General features: G+C 66.6%; 17 protein-coding genes. 9 read left to right on the top strand and 8 right to left on the bottom strand.

Going from position 1 to position 19,877, the window contains the following annotated elements:
• The first annotated feature begins 1 nt into the window (after position 1).
• The 5 genes from accC to OOZ48_RS06665 are packed head-to-tail and all read left to right on the top strand — an operon-like array spanning position 2 to position 4,812.
• The gene (accC, locus tag OOZ48_RS06685) at positions 2-1,348 is read left to right on the top strand and encodes an acetyl-CoA carboxylase biotin carboxylase subunit (protein ID WP_269496716.1); all 1,347 of its coding nucleotides are present in this window, start codon (positions 2-4) and stop codon (positions 1,346-1,348) included.
• 15 nt (positions 1,349-1,363) lie between these two features.
• Positions 1,364-2,278 (top strand): 50S ribosomal protein L11 methyltransferase, encoded by a 915-nt coding sequence (gene prmA / locus OOZ48_RS06680; RefSeq protein WP_269496715.1) that lies wholly within the window; start codon positions 1,364-1,366, stop codon positions 2,276-2,278.
• 9 nt (positions 2,279-2,287) lie between these two features.
• Positions 2,288-3,316 (top strand): zinc-ribbon and DUF3426 domain-containing protein, encoded by a 1,029-nt coding sequence (locus tag OOZ48_RS06675; protein WP_269496714.1) that lies wholly within the window; start codon positions 2,288-2,290, stop codon positions 3,314-3,316.
• Positions 3,317-3,324: 8 nt separating this feature from the next.
• Positions 3,325-4,272, top strand: a complete 948-nt coding sequence (locus OOZ48_RS06670) for a carbohydrate kinase family protein (protein ID WP_269496713.1) — start codon at positions 3,325-3,327, stop codon at positions 4,270-4,272.
• A gap of 39 nt (positions 4,273-4,311) precedes the next feature.
• Positions 4,312-4,812 carry a glycine zipper 2TM domain-containing protein gene (locus OOZ48_RS06665; protein ID WP_269496712.1) on the top strand — a complete coding sequence of 167 codons (501 nt, stop codon included), beginning with the start codon at positions 4,312-4,314 and terminating at the stop codon, positions 4,810-4,812.
• Positions 4,813-4,889: 77 nt separating this feature from the next.
• On the opposite strand, the gene OOZ48_RS06660 is transcribed toward OOZ48_RS06665, so the two are convergent.
• The 5 genes from OOZ48_RS06660 to OOZ48_RS06640 form a co-directional block, all read right to left on the bottom strand.
• Positions 4,890-5,456, bottom strand: a complete 567-nt coding sequence (locus OOZ48_RS06660; RefSeq protein ID WP_269496711.1) for a YggT family protein — start codon at positions 5,454-5,456, stop codon at positions 4,890-4,892.
• A gap of 93 nt (positions 5,457-5,549) precedes the next feature.
• Positions 5,550-6,158 (bottom strand): histone H1-like DNA-binding protein, encoded by a 609-nt coding sequence (locus OOZ48_RS06655; protein WP_269496710.1) that lies wholly within the window; start codon positions 6,156-6,158, stop codon positions 5,550-5,552.
• A 148-nt stretch (positions 6,159-6,306) separates the two neighbouring features.
• On the bottom strand, positions 6,307-7,437 hold the full coding sequence (locus OOZ48_RS06650; RefSeq protein ID WP_442867546.1) for a ribonucleotide-diphosphate reductase subunit beta: 1,131 nt from the start codon (positions 7,435-7,437) through the stop codon (positions 6,307-6,309).
• A gap of 32 nt (positions 7,438-7,469) precedes the next feature.
• Positions 7,470-10,388, bottom strand: coding sequence for a ribonucleoside-diphosphate reductase subunit alpha (locus OOZ48_RS06645; RefSeq protein WP_269496709.1), 2,919 nt, complete (start codon positions 10,386-10,388; stop codon positions 7,470-7,472).
• A gap of 312 nt (positions 10,389-10,700) precedes the next feature.
• A complete protein-coding gene (locus OOZ48_RS06640) occupies positions 10,701-11,141 on the bottom strand; it encodes a CopD family copper resistance protein (protein ID WP_269496708.1) in 441 nt (146 codons plus the stop codon).
• A 137-nt stretch (positions 11,142-11,278) separates the two neighbouring features.
• On the opposite strand from OOZ48_RS06640, the gene OOZ48_RS06635 reads away from it, so the two are divergent.
• The gene (locus OOZ48_RS06635; RefSeq protein ID WP_269496707.1) at positions 11,279-11,755 is read left to right on the top strand and encodes a hypothetical protein; all 477 of its coding nucleotides are present in this window, start codon (positions 11,279-11,281) and stop codon (positions 11,753-11,755) included.
• Positions 11,756-11,803: 48 nt separating this feature from the next.
• Here OOZ48_RS06635 and gltX read toward each other — a convergent pair whose 3' ends face one another.
• Positions 11,804-13,222: a glutamate--tRNA ligase gene (gene gltX, locus OOZ48_RS06630; RefSeq protein WP_269496706.1), complete on the bottom strand. Its 1,419-nt coding sequence runs from the start codon at positions 13,220-13,222 to the stop codon at positions 11,804-11,806.
• Between the two features lie 112 nt (positions 13,223-13,334).
• On the opposite strand from gltX, the gene OOZ48_RS06625 reads away from it, so the two are divergent.
• Entirely contained in the window at positions 13,335-15,809 is a 2,475-nt protein-coding gene (locus OOZ48_RS06625) for a bifunctional acetate--CoA ligase family protein/GNAT family N-acetyltransferase (RefSeq protein ID WP_269496705.1), read from the top strand.
• A 26-nt stretch (positions 15,810-15,835) separates the two neighbouring features.
• On the opposite strand, the gene OOZ48_RS06620 is transcribed toward OOZ48_RS06625, so the two are convergent.
• Together OOZ48_RS06620 and yjgA are read right to left on the bottom strand one after the other, a co-directional pair.
• Positions 15,836-16,519, bottom strand: coding sequence for an alpha/beta hydrolase (locus OOZ48_RS06620; protein ID WP_269496704.1), 684 nt, complete (start codon positions 16,517-16,519; stop codon positions 15,836-15,838).
• Positions 16,516-17,076, bottom strand: coding sequence for a ribosome biogenesis factor YjgA (gene yjgA, locus OOZ48_RS06615; RefSeq protein WP_442867545.1), 561 nt, complete (start codon positions 17,074-17,076; stop codon positions 16,516-16,518). The genes OOZ48_RS06620 and yjgA overlap by 4 nt, the downstream gene beginning before the upstream one ends.
• Before the next feature lie 75 nt (positions 17,077-17,151).
• Here yjgA and pmbA point away from each other — a divergent pair, with 75 nt between their 5' ends.
• A complete protein-coding gene (gene pmbA / locus OOZ48_RS06610) occupies positions 17,152-18,519 on the top strand; it encodes a metalloprotease PmbA (RefSeq protein ID WP_269496702.1) in 1,368 nt (455 codons plus the stop codon).
• 123 nt (positions 18,520-18,642) lie between these two features.
• Positions 18,643-19,740: a TRAP transporter substrate-binding protein gene (locus OOZ48_RS06605; protein WP_269496701.1), complete on the top strand. Its 1,098-nt coding sequence runs from the start codon at positions 18,643-18,645 to the stop codon at positions 19,738-19,740.
• The last annotated feature ends 137 nt before the right edge of the window (positions 19,741-19,877 follow it).

Genomic DNA, 19,877 nt, shown 5'->3' with positions numbered 1-19,877 from the left:
CATGTTCGAGAAAATTCTCATTGCCAACCGCGGTGAAATTGCGCTGCGCATCCAGCGCGCCTGCCGCGAACTGGGCATCAAGACCGTGGTGGTGCATTCCGAGGCCGACCGCGAGGCCAAGTACGTGCGCCTGGCCGACGAGTCCGTCTGCATCGGCCCCGCGCCTGCCCGCGACAGCTACCTCAGCATGCCGGCCCTGATCTCGGCGGCCGAGGTCACCGACGCCGAGGCCATCCATCCCGGCTACGGTTTCCTGTCCGAAAACGCCGATTTCGCCGACCGTGTCGAGAAAAGCGGCTTTGTGTTCATCGGGCCGCGTCCCGAGAGTATTCGCATCATGGGCGACAAGGTCAGCGCCAAGCAGGCCATGATTGCCGCGGGCGTGCCGGTGGTGCCCGGCTCGGGCGGTGCGCTGCCCGAGGACGACAAGGAGGTCCAGCGCATTGCGGCCGAGGTGGGCTACCCGGTCATCATCAAGGCCGCGGGCGGCGGCGGCGGTCGCGGCATGCGGGTGGTCTACACCGAGGCGGCCTTGCTGAACGCCGTCGCCATGACCCGCACCGAGGCCGGCGCCGCCTTCAACAATCCCGAGGTCTACCTCGAGAAATTCCTCGAGAATCCGCGCCACATCGAGATCCAGGTGCTGGCCGACGGCGAGGGCGAGGCCGTCTGGCTGGGCGAGCGCGATTGCTCCATGCAGCGGCGCCACCAGAAAATCATCGAGGAGGCGCCCGCGCCAGGGGTGGACCGCGCGCTGGTCTCGCGCATCGGCGAGCGCTGCGTCGAGGCCTGCCGGGCGATGCGCTACCGCGGCGCGGGCACCTTCGAGTTCCTGTACGAGAACGGCGAGTTCTTCTTCATCGAGATGAACACCCGCATCCAGGTCGAACACACCATCACCGAGATGATCACCGGCATCGACCTGGTGCAGCAGCAACTGCACATTGCGGCGGGCGAGCCCTTCACGCTGCGCCAGCGCGACATCCAGTTGCGCGGCCATGCCATCGAGTGCCGCATCAATGCCGAAGACCCCTTCAAGTTCATTCCCAGCCCCGGGCGCATCAGCAACTGGCATACGCCGGGCGGCCCGGGCGTGCGCATGGATTCGCACGTCTTCAGCGGCTATACCGTGCCGCCGTACTACGATTCCATGATCGCCAAGCTCATCACCTACGGCGATGACCGCCACCAGGCCATCATGCGCATGGACATCGCCCTGTCCGAAATGATCGTCGAGGGCGTGCAGACCAATATCCCCCTGCACCGCGAACTGTTGCAGGATGCCAATTTCGTGCGCGGCGGCACCAGCATTCATTATCTTGAGCAAAAGCTCTCGCAGCGGAACTGAGGGGGCGGGTACGGGATGCGCGAGCTTGTGCTGAGTTGCCCCGAAGCCCTGGCTGAGGCGTGGTCGGATGCCTTGCTGGAGGCCGGCGCCCTGGCCGTATCGGTCGAGGACGCCGATGGGGACACCGCGCATGAACAGGCCCTGTTCGGCGAACCAGGGATCGAGCCCGAGGTCCTGGCGTGGCGGCACAATCGCATCGTGGCGCTGCTGCCCGACGGCCAGGATCCCGCACAGATCGCGGCGGTGCTGGACGATTCCGGCACACCGGACCGGGAACCCGTGCACTGGTCCGTGCGCGAGGTGCCCGACGAGGACTGGGTGCGTTTGACGCAATCGCAGTTTGGCCCGATCGCGGTGGGCGACCGGATATGGATCGTGCCCAGTTGGCACCGCCAGGACGAGGGCGTGCCGCCGGCCGTCGCCGATGGCATCGTACGCATCGAACTCGATCCTGGCTTGGCATTCGGCACCGGCAGCCATCCGACCACGCACCTGTGCCTCGAGTGGCTGTCCAGCCATGTCCGTGGCGGTGAAACAGTCCTCGACTATGGCTGCGGCTCGGGGATCCTGGCGATCGCCGCGCGGATGCTCGGCGCGGCGCGCGTGCATGCGGTCGACATCGACGAGCAGGCCGTGCTGGCCACTGAGCGGAACGCGGCGGCCAATCACGTGCGGATCGACGCCTGGCTGCCGGACGGATTGCCCGACGGCGGCAGCCGGATCGTGGTCGCCAACATCCTGTCCAATCCCCTGATGGTCCTGGCGCCCATGCTGGCCGCCCGGGTCGAGCCCGGCGGCAGCCTGGTGCTCTCGGGCGTGCTCGAGCGCCAGGCCGACGAGGTCGCCGCCGCCTATGCGCCCTGGGTGGCCCTCGAGGTCTGGCGCGCGCGCGACGGTTGGGTCTGCCTGGCCGGCCGCAGGAACGCATAGGCGACGGGCATGGACCTGACCACGCGCTGCCCGAGCTGCGGAACCATCTTCGGCGTCAGCCTGCAGGAATTGCAGTTGCGCAAAGGCTATATCCGTTGCGTGCAGTGCGCGCACATATTCGATGGTTATGCCGAGGTCGTCTCGGACGCGGGGTCGCGCACAACGCCGGCGCCGCCGCCCGGCCCGGCCGCCTCTGCATCGCCGCCCCGTGTGCCGTCCGAATCCATGGCGCCGATTCCACCGGGCCCGCAGGTCTTCCGGCCAGGCCGCACGAGCCGCGAGGAACCGCACTTCACCGTGGACATCGCCCTCGATGGGCGGCGGGACGATCCGTCTCCGGGGCCCTCCATCGGGCCTGTTCCGGAGGACGACGATCCGCCGTCCGAGCGGATCGTCATCGGGCCGGCGCCCTCGGCGCCCGCGCGGCCGACGCCCTTCCTCATCGAACCGCATCCGGCCCGCGCGGGCCGCGGGGGTTCTGCGGCGCCGCTGATGCACCGCGAGGACGGGGGCGGCCCGCTGGCCCGGCTGGGACGCGTGCTCACGGTGCTGCTGCTGGCATTGCTCGTCCTGCTGGCATGCGCGCAGCTGGCCTATATTTATCGGTCGCAGATCGCCCTGGCTTTGCCGGCATTGCGGCCGGCGATCGAGCGGGCCTGCGCGCCGCTGGGATGCCAAGTCCCGTATGCGCGGGATCTGGCCGGACTGAGCATTTCCGGCTCCGCCTTGCGGGCGGCCGCCCGGGGGCCGGACGGTGCCGCCACCGATGCCGCACAGGACGCGACGCGCCACTACGTGCTGGAGGTCACCTTGCGCAACCTGAGCGACCAGCCGCAGGAATGGCCGACCATCGTGCTGGACCTCAATGACGCCTCGGGCACCCGTCTGGTGCGGCGCAACCTGGGACCCGGCGACTACCTGCCACCGGACGCGCTCAAAGGGCCTTTTGGCGCGCACGACGACATTCTCGTGCGAGTTCCCCTGGCGGTGGCGGGCGTCCAGGTCAACGGCTACCAACTCGATCTGTTCTTTCCCTGAGGAACCCAATGTCCAAGGAAGTCCTGATTTGCGGCTCGATCGCTTTCGATACGATCGCCGTGTTCGAAGGCCGGTTCAAGGATCACATCCTGGCCGACAACATCCAGACCCTGAGCGTGTCGTTCTTCGTCCCCAGCCTGCGCAAGGAGTTCGGCGGCTGCGCCGGGAACATCGCCTACAACCTGCGCCTGCTGGGCGGGCGGCCCGTGCCGGTGGGCACCGTGGGCATGGATGCCGAGGACTACCTGCAGCGCATGGCCGCCATGGGCATCGACACCCGGCTGGTGCGCCTGCTGCCTGATGCCTATACGCCCCAATGCTTCATCACCACCGACCTGGACAACAACCAGATCGCGTCCTTTCATCCGGGCGCGATGCTGCGTTCGGCCGAAAACGACATCGGCAGCCAGACGAGCGCATGGGCCATCGTTGCGCCGGATGCGAAGGACGGCATGTTCTCTCATGCCCGGCGCCTGCATGCGCAAGGCATTCCATTCATCTTCGACCTGGGCCAGGCGATGCCGCTGTTCGATGGCGACGACCTGCGCGAGATGCTCGCCATGGCCAGCATCCTGACAGCCAATGATTATGAGGCCAGCGTGATCGAGCAGCGTGTGGGGGCACCCATCGAGCGCATCGCGGAAGGGTTGCGGGCCGCGGTGGTGACGCGCGGCCCCCATGGCGCGACGCTGTACGAAAACGGCTCGCAGGCCGACATTCCGCCGGTGCCGGCCAACGATCCCGTGGATCCGACGGGTTGCGGCGATGCGCATCGCGCCGGCCTGTTGTACGGTCTGGTCGAGGGTTGGGCCCTGCGCGATGCCTGCTGCTTGGCGAACATCATGGGGAGCTTTAAAATCGGGGCGAGGGGACCACAAAATCATCAGCCGACACGGCTGGATATCGCGGCTGCGCTGCAGTCGAATTATGGTATCGATGCATCCGGGCTGTCCTAGGCACCTATTCTTGTCCCACTCGACTCAGGAGTTTTCGTCATGCAAACCGTGAACACAAGCGATGCGCGGCTGCGGGTATTGCGCGGGCTGGCAGCGGCCGGCCTGGCGGTCTCGTTCGCCGTCCTGGCGGGTTGTGCCAATCACAGCGCCTCCAGTTCCGTCTATACCTACGGCCAGGCCCAGCAGGAACAAATCGTGCGCTATGGCACCGTGGTCTCCGTGCGTCCCGTCACGATCCAGACCGACAAGAGCTCGGGGGCGGGCGCGCTCGCCGGCGCAGCCCTGGGCGGCGTTGCCGGCAGCACCATCGGCGGCGGCACGGGCCAGGTGCTGGCCACGATGGGCGGGGCGGTCCTGGGCGGCTTGGCCGGCAACACGATCGAAAACACGGCGGCCAAGACCAAGGGGCTCGAGATCACTGTACGCCTGGACAACGGGGAAACCCGCGTGATTGCGCAGGCGGACGACGTGCCGCTGTCCTCCGGACAGCGTGTGCAATTGATCAGCGGCGGCGGCCCGACCCGCGTCGTGCCGCTGTAAGGCCTGCGCTCGCTGTTGCGGCCCGGTGGCCGCGATGAACGCGGCGCCCCCTTGGGGCGCCGCAAGCATTTTGGGGCCTATAGTCCGAAGACCGAGAACGCCAGGTGCTGCACCACCATCATGGCGACCTGTGCGATCACCAGCAGGATCAGGGGCGAGAAATCCAGGCCGCCCATGCGCGGCAGCGCGCGCCGGATCGGGTCCAGCAATGGGGCGGTGAGCGTGTAGAGCACCGGCATCACCGGCGACAGCGGATTGATCCACGACAGCACGGCCTGGATCAACGTGACCCACACAATGACGTTGAAAAACCATTTCAGTGCGGTCAGCACCGCGGCCAGTATGGCAGGCACGATCAAGCCGGCCGGCGGCAGGCTGCCCGCCGAGAGAATGAAGCCGCTGAGCATCAGATAGATCAGCGCGGTCAACCAGCAGGCGATGATGCAGGGCCAATCGAAGCGGCCGGTGGCGGGCACCACCTTGCGCAGTGGCTGGACGAGCCAGTCGGAGGCGCGCAGGATCGCCTGCGAGTAGGGATTGAAAGGGTGCAGCCGGATGGCATACATCCAGGCACGCAGGATGAGCGCGATCCCGAACAGGGAAAAGACGATGTCGATCAGGAAAACCAGAATGTCACGCAACATGGGAGGTCGCTCGCGGGCCTTTTGTAGTCGTCCATTTTCGCATCAATGAAAAAGGCCCGGCAAGTTGCTGCCGGGCCTTCATGCCGGATGGCGTCAGGGACGGTTGGTCGTCGGGAAGGGCCAGGAATTGGCCGGGTTCACGTCGGTGCGTGCCTCGGGTGCCGGGGTTTCGGGCTTGGCGGCGGCCTTTTTGGGCGCAGCCTTGCGGGCCGGGGCAGGCTTGGCGGCGGGTTTCTTGGCAGCGGCCTTCTTGGCCGGCGCCTTCTTGGCCGGGGCCTTTTTGGCGACCGCTTTTTTAGCGACCGCCTTCTTGGCCGCGGCTTTTTTCACCGGCGCTTTCTTGACGGCGACTTTTTTGGCCGGCGCTTTCTTTGCAACCGTTTTTTTCACCGGCGCCTTTTTGGCGGCCGCTTTTTTGGCGACGGCCTTTTTGGTCGCGGCCTTTTTCGCCGGCGCCTTTTTGGCGGCGGCCTTCTTGACCGTGGCTTTCTTTACGGCGGTCTTCTTGGCGACGGCTTTTTTGGCGGGCGTCTTTTTGGCGACGGCTTTTTTGGCGACGGTCTTTTTAGCAACCGCCTTCTTGGTGGCGGCCGCTTTGCTTACTGCTTTTTTGGCGGTCTTCTTGTCCTCGGATTTACTGCTGGATTTCGCGGGTGCAGCTTTCTTGGCCGGCTTGGCGGAGGCCTTCTTGGCGGTTGCCATAGTCATGCTCCTTGAGGTCGAAAGTGAACGTCCACCCATTTGATATGACCCCCGCCGCGGGCGCGGCCCATCTCAAATGGCGCAGGCGTGCGATGGTTGATGTCGCACGCCTTAGAGTCTAACGTAAGCAATCAATCTATTCCAAGCATTATTCCCAGCTGAGCGCTCCCCCGGTTTGATATTCGATCACTCGTGTCTCGAAAAAGTTGCGTTCCTTTTTCAAGTCGATCATCTCGGCCATCCACGGGAATGGATTTTCCTCATTGGGGAACAGCGCTTCGAGGCCGATCTGCTGGCTGCGGCGATTGGCGATGAAGCGCAAGTAGGACTTGAACATCGAGGCGTTCAGCCCCAGCACGCCACGCGGCATGGTGTCCTCGGCGTAGGCGTATTCGAGGTCGACGGCCTTGAGGAACATGTCCTTGATTTCCTCGCGGAACGCGGGCGTCCACAGGTGCGGGTTTTCGAGCTTGACCGTATTGATCAGGTCGATGCCGAAATTGCAGTGCATGGATTCGTCGCGCAGGATGTACATGTACTGCTCGGCGGCACCCGTCATTTTGTTCTGGCGGCCCAGCGCAAGGATCTGCGTGAAGCCGACGTAGAAGAACAGGCCTTCCATCAGGCAGGCAAACGCAATCAGGGAACGCAGCAGCGTCTGGTCCGCTTCGGGGGTGCCGGTCTTGAAGTCGGGGTCGGCGATGGCGTCGATGAAGGGCAGCAGGAACTCGTCCTTGGCGCGAATCGAGGGGACTTCGTTGTAGGCGTTGAAGATCTCGCCCTCGTCCAGATCGAGGCTCTCGACGATGTACTGGTAGGCGTGCGTATGGATGGCTTCCTCGAAGGCCTGTCGCAGGAGGAACTGGCGGCACTCGGGCGCCGTGATGTGGCGGTACGTGCCCAGCACGATGTTGTTGGCCGCCAGCGAGTCGGCAGTGACGAAGAACCCCAGGTTGCGCTTGACGATGCGGCGCTCGTCCTCGGTCAGGCCGTCGGGGTTCTTCCAGAGCGCGATGTCGCGCGACATATTGATTTCCTGCGGCATCCAGTGGTTGGCGCAGGTGGCCAGGTATTTTTCCCAGGCCCACTTGTATTTGAAGGGCACCAGCTGATTGACGTCCGTGGTGCCGTTGATGATGCGCTTGTCGGCGGCGCGCACGCGCCCGCCGTCGCCCGAGGACGACACACTGGTCTGCGGCGTCGCCGTGCCCGGCGCGCCGGCCATGGGGGCGGGCGCACGGGCGGGGGCCGGGACCGGGGTGTCTTCGAAACTCAACATGATGGGGACTCCTTTGATCGGTTCGGGGCGGCTTACTGGCACGCCTCGCATTCATCGAAACCTTCGTCGCCCGGCCGCAGGGTGCAGACCGTGCCGACGACTTCGGCCTCGGGCAACTGGATGGGTGCGGAGGCCGCGAGGCCGCCGGACGAACCCTGGCTGGAGACGGCATTCAGCTCGCCGCCGCGGCCGGTGGATTTCTCGGCGTTGGTGGCGCTGCTCGAGCGCAGGTAGTAGGTGGTCTTCAGGCCGCGGATCCAGGCGAGCTTGTAGGTCTCGTCGAGTTTCTTGCCGGATACGCCGGCCATGAAGATATTCAGTGATTGCGCCTGGTCGATCCATTTCTGGCGGCGCGCGGCGCATTCGACGACCCACTGGGGCTCGACCTCGAATGCGGTCGCGTACAGCGCGCGCAGTTCTTGAGGGACGCGGTCGATGCGCGCCAGGCTGCCGTCGAAGTACTTGAGGTCGGCGACCATGACCTCGTCCCACAGGCCGCGTGCCTTGAGGTCGCGCACCAGGTAGTCGTTGACGACGGTGAATTCGCCCGACAGGTTCGATTTCACGTACAGGTTGCGGTAGGTGGGCTCGATGCAGGGCGACACGCCGATGATGTTGGCGATGGTCGCCGTCGGCGCGATGGCCACGCAGTTGGAATTGCGCATGCCATTGACGCGGATCTGCTCACGCAGGCTGGTCCAGTCCATGCGGCTGGACATGTCGACCTCGACGTGGCCGCCGCGTTCCTCGCGCAACAGCTCCAGCGAGTCCTGCGGCAGGATGCCGCGGTCCCACAGCGAACCGGCATAGCTCTCGTAGCGGCCGCGCTCGGCGGCCAGGCCGCTGGAGGCCGCATAGGCGTAATAGCACACCGCCTCGGCCGACGCATCGGCGAATTCGACGGCCTCCTGCGAGGCGAACGGGATGCGCATCTTGAGCAGGCAGTCCTGGAAGCCCATCATGCCCAGGCCCACCGGACGGTGGCGCAGGTTCGAGTTGCGCGCCTTGGGCACCGCGTAGTAGTTGATGTCGATGACGTTGTCGAGCATGCGCATCGCGGTGGCGATGGTCTTGCGCAGTTTGTCGTGGTCGATGGCGTAGCCGCCCTCGGCCGTTTCCTTGAGGTGGGCGACCAGGTTCACCGAACCGAGGTTGCAGACGGCGATCTCGGTGTCGCTGGTGTTCAAGGTGATCTCGGTGCACAGGTTCGAGCTGTGCACCACGCCCACGTGCTGCTGCGGCGAGCGGATGTTGCACGGGTCCTTGAAGGTGAGCCAGGGATGGCCGGTCTCGAACAGCATGGACAGCATCTTGCGCCACAGCGTCAGGGCCGGGATTTTCTTGTAGAGCGTCAGTTCGCCGCTGGCGACCTTTTGCTCGTAGCCGACGTAGGCCTGCTCGAAGGCGCGCCCCACCTTGTCGTGCAGATCCGGCGCATCCGAGGGCGAGAACAGCGTCCATTCGCCGTTTTCCATGACGCGCTTCATGAACAGGTCCGGGATCCAGTTCGCCGTGTTCATGTCGTGGGTACGGCGGCGCTCGTCGCCGGTGTTCTTGCGCAGCTCGAGGAACTCCTCGATGTCCAGGTGCCAGGTCTCGAGATAGGCGCAGACCGCGCCCTTGCGCTTGCCGCCCTGGTTGACCGCCAGCGCCGTGTCGTTGACGACCTTGAGAAACGGCACGACGCCCTGGCTCTCGCCGTTGGTGCCCTTGATGTGGCTGCGCAGTGCGCGCACCGGCGTCCAGTCATTGCCCAGGCCGCCGGCGTACTTGGCCAGCAGGGCGTTTTCCTTGATCGCGTCGTAGATTCCCGACAGGTCGTCGGAGACCGTGGTCAGATAGCACGAGGACAGTTGCGAGTGCAGGGTGCCGCTGTTGAAGAGCGTCGGCGTCGAGCTCATGAAGTCGAACGAGGACAGCACGTGGTAGAACTCGATGGCGCGTTCCTCGCGGTGGATTTCATTCAGCGCGAGGCCCATCGCCACCCGCATGAAGAAGATCTGCGGCAGCTCGATGCGATGGCCGCGCACGTGGAGGAAATAGCGGTCGTAGAGGGTCTGCAGTCCCAGGTAGTTGAACTGTTCGTCGCGCGACGCGTCCAGGGCCTGCGCCAGGCGCGGCAGGTCGAACAGCGCGAGTTCGCGGTTCAGGAGTTCGGCCTCGATGCCGGTCTTGATGAAGGTGGGAAAGTATTCCGCATAGCGCGTGGCCATGTCCGCCTGCAGGCATTCCTGGCCCAGGACTTCCTTGCGGATCGTGTGCAGCAGCAGGCGCGCCGTCACCTGGCTGTAGGAGGGGTCGGTTTCGACCCGCGAACGCGCGGCCAGGATGGCGGACTTGTAAACCTCGTCGACGGGGACGCCGTCGTAGAGGTTCTTGACCGTTTCCTGCAGGATGCCGTCGACGTCGATGTCGTGGGGCAGGTTGTGTGCGGCTTCCTCGATGGTCTTGCGCAGCAGCGCCATGTCCAGCGGGCGGCGCGCCTCGCCGTCCTGCACCGAAATCGTCGCGGCCGGGGCCGCGGGCGCCTGGGCGGCGCCTTCCTGCTGGCGCGCTTGTGCGCGCTTTTCGCGATACAGCACGTAGGCGCGCGCGACGTCGTGCTCGCCCGAGCGCATCAGGGCCAGTTCGACCTGGTCCTGGACCTCCTCGATGTGGAAGGTGCCGCCGCCGGGACGATTGCGCACCAGGGCGCCGACCACGTGGCCCGTGAGGGTCTCGACCAGTTCGCGCACCCGCGCCGACGCGGCGCTTTGTCCGCCATGCACGGCGAGGAACGCCTTGGTCATGGCGACCGCGATTTTGCTGGGCTCGAACCCGACCACCGCGCCGTTGCGCCGCATGATGTGGAAGTTCTGCCACTGGCCGTTCTGGGAGTCCTCAGTGGCCGGCGAGGGCGCGAGAGACCGAGAGGAAGGGGCGTCCTGTTCGGCGAGATAGGGACTGTGCATAGGTTCTCCTGGCGATCGGATGACTGCGGCGAGGGCGGAAGCCGGGCGCGCCGCAGCGGAAAAAGGGTGGAAATGGGCGTACTTTCTGTTTTTCTTGAGATATGCAGCAGGCTGCAGGGCACTACCACATATAGTGGTGTCGAATGTGCCGTCCACAAATTGTAGTGGGGTAATCGGGGGGGATCAAGCGCCGCGGGAGCGGGTTCTCCACAATCCGGCGCGCTTGTCCACATTCGGTCTGTGGACAACGGCGCGCGGCCCGCATGCTGCGGGCCGCTCGGCCTTTTTGCAACCAATTGTTCTGGGGCACCCTTACCAGTGCAGGTAGAACATGGCCTTGGCGAGGAATACGATCAGCACGACGTGGCAGAACACGCTGATGTGTATGCGCTGGAAGTGCCGGGTCTTGAGGCGGCCGGTGCCGCCCAGGACCATGGCGGCGATGAAATGGGCGAGCACGCTTGCGGCCAGCAGGATCTTGAGCCACAGCAAGGTGGCGAAGCTGGTGTCGAAGGGATGCGCCAACGTCTCGCGATAGGGCCACGCCATGCCGATGCCGGCGCCGAACAGGACCAGGATGACGAAGGGCATGAAGCGGCGCGCGCGCCGGCCGATCGCGCGCTCGACCTCGCGCATGGCCTCGCGCCCCAGGGGCTTGCGGATGCCTTCGAGTATCAGCACCTCGAAGAACACCGTGCCGACGAAAAAGATCGCGGCAAAAAGATGCAGGGTGAGGAGGATGGGCTGGCTCATAGTGGTTAGAATGATCCCTTGGCGGTCCGCCAAGGCGTCTGCATCCGATTGTAGGGCGCCCGCCGTCCTCTTGCGCCGGACGGCCCTGGGCGCGTCATGGCTTTTGGATGGCATTTGTCATGGATGGGGATCAAGACATGCGGCTTATTCGGTTTCGTATCCTGGGGGCGTGCCTGGCGGCGGCCGCGCTGGCGGCCTGCGCGCCGACCGGCTCCGTGCGCCAACAACAGACCGCGCCGCAGTGCCGGCCCGCCGCCGCCGGCGAGGCCGTGGTCGGCAATTGGCTCAGCGTTGCCAGCCAGCGTGGCGTGGCTGGCGCGATCCGCACCCTCTATACCCTCAATTCCGACGGCACCATGGTCTACGTTCAGCAGATCAAGCGGCCGCGCACCCCCTCGCAGGGCCTGCACGAGAGCGGCTGCTGGCAGCGCGAGGGCCAGACCCTGGTGCTGCGCACCGTGCTGTCCAACGGCTCGCCCGTCAATCTCGACGATCCGATCTACACCAACCGCTACGAGATCCTGGACGTCGATCCCGCCAGGCTGCGCTTGCGCGGGGCCGAGGGCCTGGTCGACGTGCGGCGCATGTCGGCGGGTTATCGCTTGCCGTTCTAGTCGCCCTCGGCGGCGCGGGCGCCCGGCCCCGGCGGACCGGGTGTCGCCTCAGTCCGCCGTCGCGGCGGCCAGGCGCTCGAGGACGGTGTCGCGGCCCAGCAGGGCCAGGACGGCGCCGATCGAGGGTGTGTGCTTGACGCCGGTGGTCGCGACCCGCAGGGGAATGGCCAGCCGGGGCATCTTGATGCCATGCGACTGCAGCATCGCCTTGATCAGGGCGTCCAGCGCGGCTTCGGTCCAGTCCGTCAGGGCGGTGGCGCGGTCCGCGAAATCCCGCAGCAGGACGCGGGCGGATTCGTCCAGGACCTCGGTGCGCAGCGCTTCGTCGGCCGGCCGGTAGGGGCCGCAGAACAGCATGGCGCCCTCGGCGAGTTGTTCGAGGGTTTCGCTGCGGTCCTTGAGCAGGCCCATGACGGCGGCCAGGTCGGCCGCCGCCGCATCGCCGCCCCGGCGCAGTATCCGCGGCGCCACGCGCGAGGCCAGGTCCTCGTTCGAGGCCTGGCGGATGGCGTGGGCGTTGACCCAGTTGAGCTTCTTGGGGTCCCATTGGGCGGCGGAGCGGCTGAGGTTGCGGGAATCGAACCATTCGACGAACTGCTCGCGGGTGAATAGCTCGTCGTTGCCGTGGCTCCAGCCCAGCCGGGCCAGGTAATTCACCATGGCTTCGGGCAGGTAGCCGAGGGTGTCGTACTCCATCACACTGACCGCGCCGTGGCGCTTGGACAGCTTTTCGCCGTCGGGGCCCAGGATCATGGGCACATGGCCATAGCACGGCGGCTGCGCACCCAGGGCGCGCAGGATATTGATCTGGCGCGGCGTGTTGTTCACATGGTCGTCGCCGCGGATCACGTGGGTGATGCGCATGTCCCAGTCGTCGACCACCACGCAGAAGTTATAGGTGGGCGTGCCGTCGGGCCGGGCGATCACCAGGTCGTCGAGCTCGGTATTGTCGAAGCTGATGGGGCCCTTGACGAGGTCGTCCCAGTGGGTGACGCCCTCGAGGGGGCTGCGAAAACGCACCACCGGGCGCACCCCCGGCGGCACGGGGGGCAGCGTCTTGCCGGGCTCGGGGCGCCAGGTGCCGTCGTAGCGCGGCTTGGCGCCGATCGCGCGGGCGCGCTCGCGCATGGCCTCGACCTCCTCGGGGGTGCTGTAGCACCGGTAGGCGGTGCCTTCCTCGAGCATCCGGGCAATGACCTCGCGGTAGCGGTCCATCCGCCGCATCTGGTAGAACGGCCCCTCGTCGGGGTCCAGGCCCAGCCAGGCCATGCCGTCGAGGATGGCCTGCACCGCCTCCGGGGTCGAGCGCTCGAGGTCGGTGTCCTCGATGCGCAGGACGAAGGTCCCGCCGTGGTGGCGGGCGAAAGCCCAGGAGAACAGCGCGGTGCGCGCGCCCCCGAGGTGCAGGTAGCCGGTGGGCGAGGGCGCAAATCGAGTGCGCACGGTGTCGGAGTGGGGCGCGGTCATGTCGGATCGATGGGCTGGGCGGCGTCGGCAAGCCAGGCGCCGCGGGTTGGAGTCAAGCCGCCATTTTAAAGTACAGTTGAAGTCCTGTTCCGGGCCGTTATTTCAGGTTTCTATGTTGCGTCATCGCTTGGCTGCCTTGTTCGAGCCACGTTCCGTGTTGGTCATCAGCGCGCGCGAGCTTCCCGTCGTGCGCCAGACTCCGCCGCGCCTGCGCGGACGGATCACCGAGGTGAGGGTGGACGCCTCGGGGGGCGTGCGTCTGCCGGAGCGCCTCGACTATCTGCAGGAGGGGCAGCGCCCGGACCTGGCGCTGCTGTGCGTCGATCCCGCCCACTTGCCGTCCATCCTGGGGGCCCTGCGCCGGTTTCGCCCGCGCGCCCTGGTGCTGCTGCCCCACGAGACACCTTCGCGTGATCCGGTGGAAACCCGGGTCTATTGCCAATCGTGGGGGTTGATGAATGACTGCCTGGTGCTGGGCCCGGGCGCGCTCGGCGTGCAGCGTCCCCACCTGGGGCTCAATCTCAGCCTCGAGCCCGATACCGCGCCGGTCGGCCGCGTCGCCATGGTGGCGCAATCGCGCATGGTGCCCGCCGCAGTGCTGGACTGGGCGGGTGACATCCGGCTCGGGTTCTCGGCCGTGGTGTCGGCCGGCGACGAGACCGGGGTGGCGGTGGCCGAGATCCTGGAATACCTGGCGATGGATCCGCGCACCGACAGTGTGGTGCTGTACCTCGAGGACGTCGACTCGTCGCGCCGTTTCACCAGCGCGCTGAACGCGGCCGCCAGCGTCAAGCCGGTCATCGTGCTCAAGGTCGGCCGGCAGGCGGATCCCGCGGGGGCGTCGCTGGCCGGCGACGCGGTGTTCAGCGCCTTGCTGCGGCGCACGGGCGCGGTGCGTATCCAATTCTTCGTCCAATTGTTTTCCGCGCTCAAGGTTCTGGTCCATGGGCCGCGTCATCGCGGCCGGCGCATTGCGATCGTCTCGAACGGCCACGGCGCCGCGCACCTGGCGCTGGACGTGATCGGCGTGGGCGCGCCCGTCACCCGGGCCGAACTGGGCGGCCAGACCCGCAAGGACCTGGCCGAACTGCTCGAACCCGGCGCCGCGGTGGGCAATCCGGTGATCAGCCATGCGCCGCTGGATCCCGAGCGCATGCGGCGGATGCTCAGCCTGCTGGTCGCCGATACCGCGGTCGACGGCGTGCTGGTGCTGCTGGCGCCCGACCGGCTGTCGGACATGGCGCCGGCCATCGATGCCCTGGCGGATTTTTCCGCCCATGCCCAGAAACCCATCATGTGCTGCTTCATGGGGGATGCGTCGATGCGTCCCCTGCGCCATCGCCTGGATCTGGTGGGCCTGCCGGCGTTTCGCACGCCCGAATCGGCCGCCAACGCGTTCGGCATCCTCGCCTCGTATCAGTACAACCAGACGCTGGCCCAGCAGGCCCTGCCCCCCGAGATGCTCAATCGGCCGCCGCGCCTGGACGAGGCGCGCGCGTTGCTGGCCGACGCCCGCATGACCGGCCGCACGCATCTGGATGCGCACGCCTGCCGCTGGCTGTTCGACTGCTTCGACATGCCCGTGCTGTTCGCGGACCGTCCGCTGGACCCGGCCATCCGCGCGGGCCTGCCCATGGCCGTCCATATCCGCCAGGACCTGCGCTTTGGCCCGTACATCCAGTTCGGGCCGGGCGGACGGCTGGCCGAGATCGCCAATCCGAACCGCGAGATCGAGCTGCCGCCGCTGAACAATTACCTGGCCCGCCAGCTGATCCAGCGCGGTAAGTTCTGGAGCCGCGCACTGTCGCGCACCCTCAGCCCGGCGGTCTTCGAGCGGCTGCGCGAGACGCTCGAGCGCGTGTCCGAGATCGCCAGCGAACTGCCCGGCATCCGGCGCCTGTCGATCGATCCTCTATGGGCCGACGATACGGCCTTGTATGCCGAGGCCGTCGAGGTCGAACTCGACGTCCATGACGACGGCGAGCGGCCCGAGAACCGCGCCTATCGCCACATGGCCATCCATCCCTATCCGCGGCGGCTGGTGCGCGCCATGCAGTTCGACGACGGGCAGGAATGGCTGCTGCGCCCGATCCGGCCCGAGGATGCGGCGCTGCTGCAGGAATTCGTGCGCGACTTGTCCGACGAATCGCGCTACATGCGTTTTGTTTCGATGCTGCGCGAACTGACGCCGCGCATGCTGGCCCGCTATACCCGCATCGACTACGACCGCGAACTGGCCCTGGTGGCCACGATCCAGGTGTCCAATCCCGAGAACCGCGGCCTGCTGCGCGAGCGCATCATCGGGTTCTCGCACTATCTGCGCAATGCGGACGGACAGGGCGCCGAGTACGCCCTGGTGGTTGCCGACGATTGGCAACGCCGGGGCCTGGGCCAGGAATTGATGCGCGGCCTGATTCGCGCGGCGCGCCGCCAGGGCCTGGGTTACATCGACGGCGTGATCCTCGCGACCAACCGGCCGATGCTCGGCCTGATGGCGCATCTGGGGTTCCGCAACGATCCCGACGAGGACGACCCGGGCATGCGCCGGGTCTGGCTGGACCTGAAGGCCTCGGACGCCGGCGGTTGAGCCGCCGCGCCGCGGGCCTTGGACTCTTAGCCTTCCTGCGGCGTCGCCAGGACGCGGGCCAGAAAATCCCGGATGTCGGCGATTTCCTGCGGGTGGACCGCATGCGGCATGGGGTAGGTGTGCCATTCGGGGGCGTAGCCCAGTTCGATCAGCACGTCGCGGCCGGCCTCGCCGCGCGACAGGTCCACGACCGGGTCCATGGTGCCGTGCGCCACGAACAGCGGGACCTTGGCGTTGGCGGGGTGGCGCTCGGTGGCCGTGGTGTTGCGCAAGGGCAGGTAGCCCGAGAGCCCGATGATCCCCGCCAGGGGCTCGTCCATGCGCAGGCCCGTGTACAGCGCCATGGCGCAGCCTTGCGAAAATCCCGCCAGGACGATACCCGTGCTGGGGACGCCGCGATCGTACTCGCGGGCAACGAGTTCCATGATGGCGTGGCGCGACGCCCGGATGCCGTCGATGTCTTCGTGGGCGTCGGGGCCGAAGTCGAAGATGTCGTACCAGGCGCGCATCGGGATGCCCTGGTTGATGGTCACCGGGCGCACCGGCGCATGCGGAAAGACGAAGCGCACCGGCGGCATGCCGGGGGCTTGCAGTTCGGGCACGATGGGCAGGAAATCATTGCCGTCGGCGCCCAGGCCATGCATCCAGATCACCGCGTGGCGGGGATCGGGGCCTGTTTCGTGTTCGATGCAGTCGAGCAGATCGGTCATGGTCGGTCCTCGTCGAATTCCAGTTGCTTGAGCGCCTGGAACAGGGCGCGATAGTGCTTGCGCGCCGGTTCACGGCCCTGGGGCAGGGCCTGGTTCTGTTGTGATTCCTTGCGTGCGGCGCGGATCTGGGCCCGCAGGGCCTGGACGTCCAGCGATGGAAAGCGGTCGATCACCGGGGTCAGGGCCTCGTCGTCGGCGATGAGCTGCTCGCGCAGCGCCTCGAGGCGGTGCATGGCCCGCGCCTGCTCGCGCGAGCCGCTGTCCCAGAGGTCCAGTTGCGCGCGCAAGGCCTCGGCGTCGGCCTGGCGCATGAGCTTGCCCACGTAGTGGATCTGGCGCCGGCGGCCCTCGTGGCTGCGGATGCGCTGCGCCAGGGCGATGGCCTCGCGCAGAGGTTCGTCCAGGTCCAGCGCCGCCAGCCGGGCGGCGGGCAGGTCCACCAGCCGCCGGCCCAGGGCCAGCAGGGCGTGCATGTCGCGCTTGACCTGGGATTTGCTGGGACGATCGTGCGCGAGGGGCTCGGAGTCCTCTGGGATGTCGTCCATGGGGATGAGCATAAAATGGTCGTCAATTGACTATGATAACCGTCCGGCGGACAGATCGCCGCCGGACCACAGCAGCAGGATGCGCGCATGAAAGAGAATACCGAGGTCCTCCTGGACATTCCCACGCAGCAAGGCGTGTTTCGCCAATTGGTGGCCGACACGCTGGATCATGCCCGCGCGGCGGGCGCCACCGACGCCGCGGTCGAGGTGTCCGAAAGCCAGGGCCTGTCGGTGGCCGTGCGCCAGTGTGCGATCGAGACCATCGAGCAGACGCGCGACCGCTCCCTGGCGGTGACGGTGTTCGCGGGCACCCGTCGGGGCTCGGCCTCGACCTCCGATTTCTCCCCCGAGGCCGTGCGCAAGACCGTCGACGCCGCCTGGCACATTGCGCGCTATACCGCCGAGGATCCGGCCGCCGGCCTGCCCGACGCGGACCTGCTCGCCACGAATTATCCCGATCTGGATCTGCACCAGCCCTGGGCCATCGACGCCCGCGAGGCCGCCCGCCTGGCCATTCGCGCCGAACGTGCCGCGCTGTCCGTCAGTCCGTCGATCACCAACACCGAGGGCGCCTCGGTCGATACCATGGAAGGGCACTTCGTCCTGGGAAATTCGCGCGGATTTCTCGGTGGCTATCCGTATTCGCGCCACAGCCTGTCGGTGGCGCCCATCGCCGGGCGGGGCTCGGGCATGCAGCGCGACTATTGGTACACCTCGGCGCGGCGGCCGGGCGATCTGGCCGACCCGGTGCGCGTGGGCCGTTACGCGGCCGAGCGCGCCCTGTCGCGCCTGGCGGCGCGGCCCGTGCGCACCGGCCATTTCCCGGTGCTGTTCGAGGCGCCCCTGGCGGTGGGGCTGCTGGGGGCGCTGGTGCAGGCCGCCAGCGGCGGAGCGCTCTACCGCAAGGCCAGCTTCCTGGTCGACGCCCTCGGCAAGCCCGTGTTCGCCGATCACCTCGACGTCATCGAAAACCCCTACATCCCCGGCGCCCAGGGCAGTTCGCCCTTCGACGGCGAGGGGGTGCGCCCGCAGGCCCGCCGCGTCGTGGGCGCCGGCGTGCTCGAAGGCTACTTCCTGTCCACCTACACGGCGCGCAAGCTCGGCATGACTCCCACCGGCAACGCGGGCGGATCGCACAACCTCAGCCTGCGCTCGCGCCTGACCCGGCCGGACGACACCCTCGAGGCGATGCTGCGCAAGATGGACACGGGCTTTCTGGTGACCGAACTGATCGGCCAGGGCGTGAACTACGTCACGGGCGATTATTCCCGGGGCGCCTTCGGCTATTGGGTCCAGGGCGGCCGCATCCAGCATGCGGTCGACGAGGTCACGATCGCGGGCAACCTGGCCGACATGTTCCGCCACATCGTCGCCGTGGGCGCCGATGTGCACGGCCGCGGCGCCAAGTCCACGGGCTCGGTGCTGATCGAGCGCATGGCCATTGCCGGCCGCTGAGGCGGCGTGGTGTGCGCCGCCAGATGCGCATTCGCGGGCGTCAGGTGTAATATCGGGGCCACCCCACAATAAATTGACAGTTTGTATCGTCTTCAACGAGACCCCAAAAGGAGATCACCCACTATGCAGCGTCGCTCATTCCTCAAAAAGGCCGGCCTCGGCGCGGTCGCCGGATCGGCGGCCGTCGCGGCCCCCGTATTCGCGCAGGGCACCCCCCAGATCAACTGGAAGATGACCTCCACCTACGGCCCGCAGCAGACGGCGCTGTTCCCTACGGCGCAGATGTTCTGCCAGTTGATCAAGGAGGCCTCCGACGGCAAGTTCGACATCCGCCTCTATCCGGCGGGCGAACTGGTGCCGGGTTTCGGCGTGATGGACGCGGTGGGCAACCGGACGGTCGAGTGCGGCCAGACCGCCTCGTACTACTACTACGGCAAGGACCCGTCCTTCTGCTTCGACACGGCGGTGCCCTTCGGCCTGAACGTACGCCAGATGTATGCCTGGATGTACGAGGGCGACGGGCTCAAGCTCATGCGCGAACTCTTTGCGCCGCACGGGATCATCAACTTCCCGTTTGGGAACACCGGTACCCAGATGGGTGGCTGGTACCGTAAGGAAATCAAGTCGATCGAGGATCTCAAGGGGCTCAAGATGCGCACCGCCGGCTTCGCGGGCGAGGTGCTCGCACGCCTGGGTGTGATTCCCCAGCAATTGCCGCCCAGCGACACCTACCCCTCGCTGGAAAAGGGCGCCCTCGATGCGGTCGAGTTCGTCGGGCCCGTCGATGACGAAAAGCTCGGCTATCAAAAGGTCGCCAAATATTATTACTATCCGGGCTGGTGGGAGGGCTCGGCCCAGGTGTCGCTGTACGTCAACGACAAGGCCTATGCCGAACTGCCCAAGTCCTACCAGGCCATGATCGACATGGCTTCGCGCGCCGCGGGCAGCCGGATGGTCGCCGACTACGACACCCGCAATCCCGCCGCGCTGCGCCGTCTGATCGCCAGCGGCGCCGTGCTCAAGAGCTTCCCGCGCGACGTGATGGACGCATCCTTCAAGGCCTCCAACGAGGTCTACAAGGAATTCTGCGACAAGAACGCGGGCTTCAAAAAGATCTTCGACAACTACATGGCTTTCCGTGACGGGATCGTGCCCTGGTTCCGCGTGGCCGAAGGCTCCTACGACAACTACCTCAGCGTCGCGCTCAGCAAGGCCGGCTAAGTCACGGCCGACCAGGCAATGCAACGGCCTGGATCCTCGGATCCAGGCCGTTTTTGCTTTATTTCCAATTGCTTGCTAAAATTTATGGCTTTTCGCGGTATTGGAAAATCATCTTCACGGGCGTTTTGCCGTTTGCG

The organism is Castellaniella sp. S9, from assembly GCF_027257175.1.
Lineage (GTDB): Bacteria > Pseudomonadota > Gammaproteobacteria > Burkholderiales > Burkholderiaceae_B > Castellaniella.
The sequence above is the reverse complement of the archived record's forward strand: the minus strand, read 5'-3'. Positions and strand labels throughout refer to the sequence as shown.

Coding starts and splice junctions, on each gene's coding strand:
- accC (WP_269496716.1), top strand. CDS start 2: ATGTTCGAGAAAATTCTCATTGCCAACCGCGGTGAAATTGCGCTGCGC.
- OOZ48_RS06650 (WP_442867546.1), bottom strand. CDS start 7,437: ATGTTGAGTTTCGAAGACACCCCGGTCCCGGCCCCCGCCCGTGCGCCC.
- yjgA (WP_442867545.1), bottom strand. CDS start 17,076: ATGCTCATCCCCATGGACGACATCCCAGAGGACTCCGAGCCCCTCGCG.
- OOZ48_RS06605 (WP_269496701.1), top strand. CDS start 18,643: ATGCAGCGTCGCTCATTCCTCAAAAAGGCCGGCCTCGGCGCGGTCGCC.
- OOZ48_RS06655 (WP_269496710.1), bottom strand. CDS start 6,158: ATGGCAACCGCCAAGAAGGCCTCCGCCAAGCCGGCCAAGAAAGCTGCA.
- OOZ48_RS06635 (WP_269496707.1), top strand. CDS start 11,279: ATGCGGCTTATTCGGTTTCGTATCCTGGGGGCGTGCCTGGCGGCGGCC.
- OOZ48_RS06675 (WP_269496714.1), top strand. CDS start 2,288: ATGGACCTGACCACGCGCTGCCCGAGCTGCGGAACCATCTTCGGCGTC.
- OOZ48_RS06670 (WP_269496713.1), top strand. CDS start 3,325: ATGTCCAAGGAAGTCCTGATTTGCGGCTCGATCGCTTTCGATACGATC.
- pmbA (WP_269496702.1), top strand. CDS start 17,152: ATGAAAGAGAATACCGAGGTCCTCCTGGACATTCCCACGCAGCAAGGC.
- OOZ48_RS06640 (WP_269496708.1), bottom strand. CDS start 11,141: ATGAGCCAGCCCATCCTCCTCACCCTGCATCTTTTTGCCGCGATCTTT.
- prmA (WP_269496715.1), top strand. CDS start 1,364: ATGCGCGAGCTTGTGCTGAGTTGCCCCGAAGCCCTGGCTGAGGCGTGG.
- OOZ48_RS06645 (WP_269496709.1), bottom strand. CDS start 10,388: ATGCACAGTCCCTATCTCGCCGAACAGGACGCCCCTTCCTCTCGGTCT.
- OOZ48_RS06665 (WP_269496712.1), top strand. CDS start 4,312: ATGCAAACCGTGAACACAAGCGATGCGCGGCTGCGGGTATTGCGCGGG.
- OOZ48_RS06660 (WP_269496711.1), bottom strand. CDS start 5,456: ATGTTGCGTGACATTCTGGTTTTCCTGATCGACATCGTCTTTTCCCTG.
- gltX (WP_269496706.1), bottom strand. CDS start 13,222: ATGACCGCGCCCCACTCCGACACCGTGCGCACTCGATTTGCGCCCTCG.
- OOZ48_RS06620 (WP_269496704.1), bottom strand. CDS start 16,519: ATGACCGATCTGCTCGACTGCATCGAACACGAAACAGGCCCCGATCCC.
- OOZ48_RS06625 (WP_269496705.1), top strand. CDS start 13,335: ATGTTGCGTCATCGCTTGGCTGCCTTGTTCGAGCCACGTTCCGTGTTG.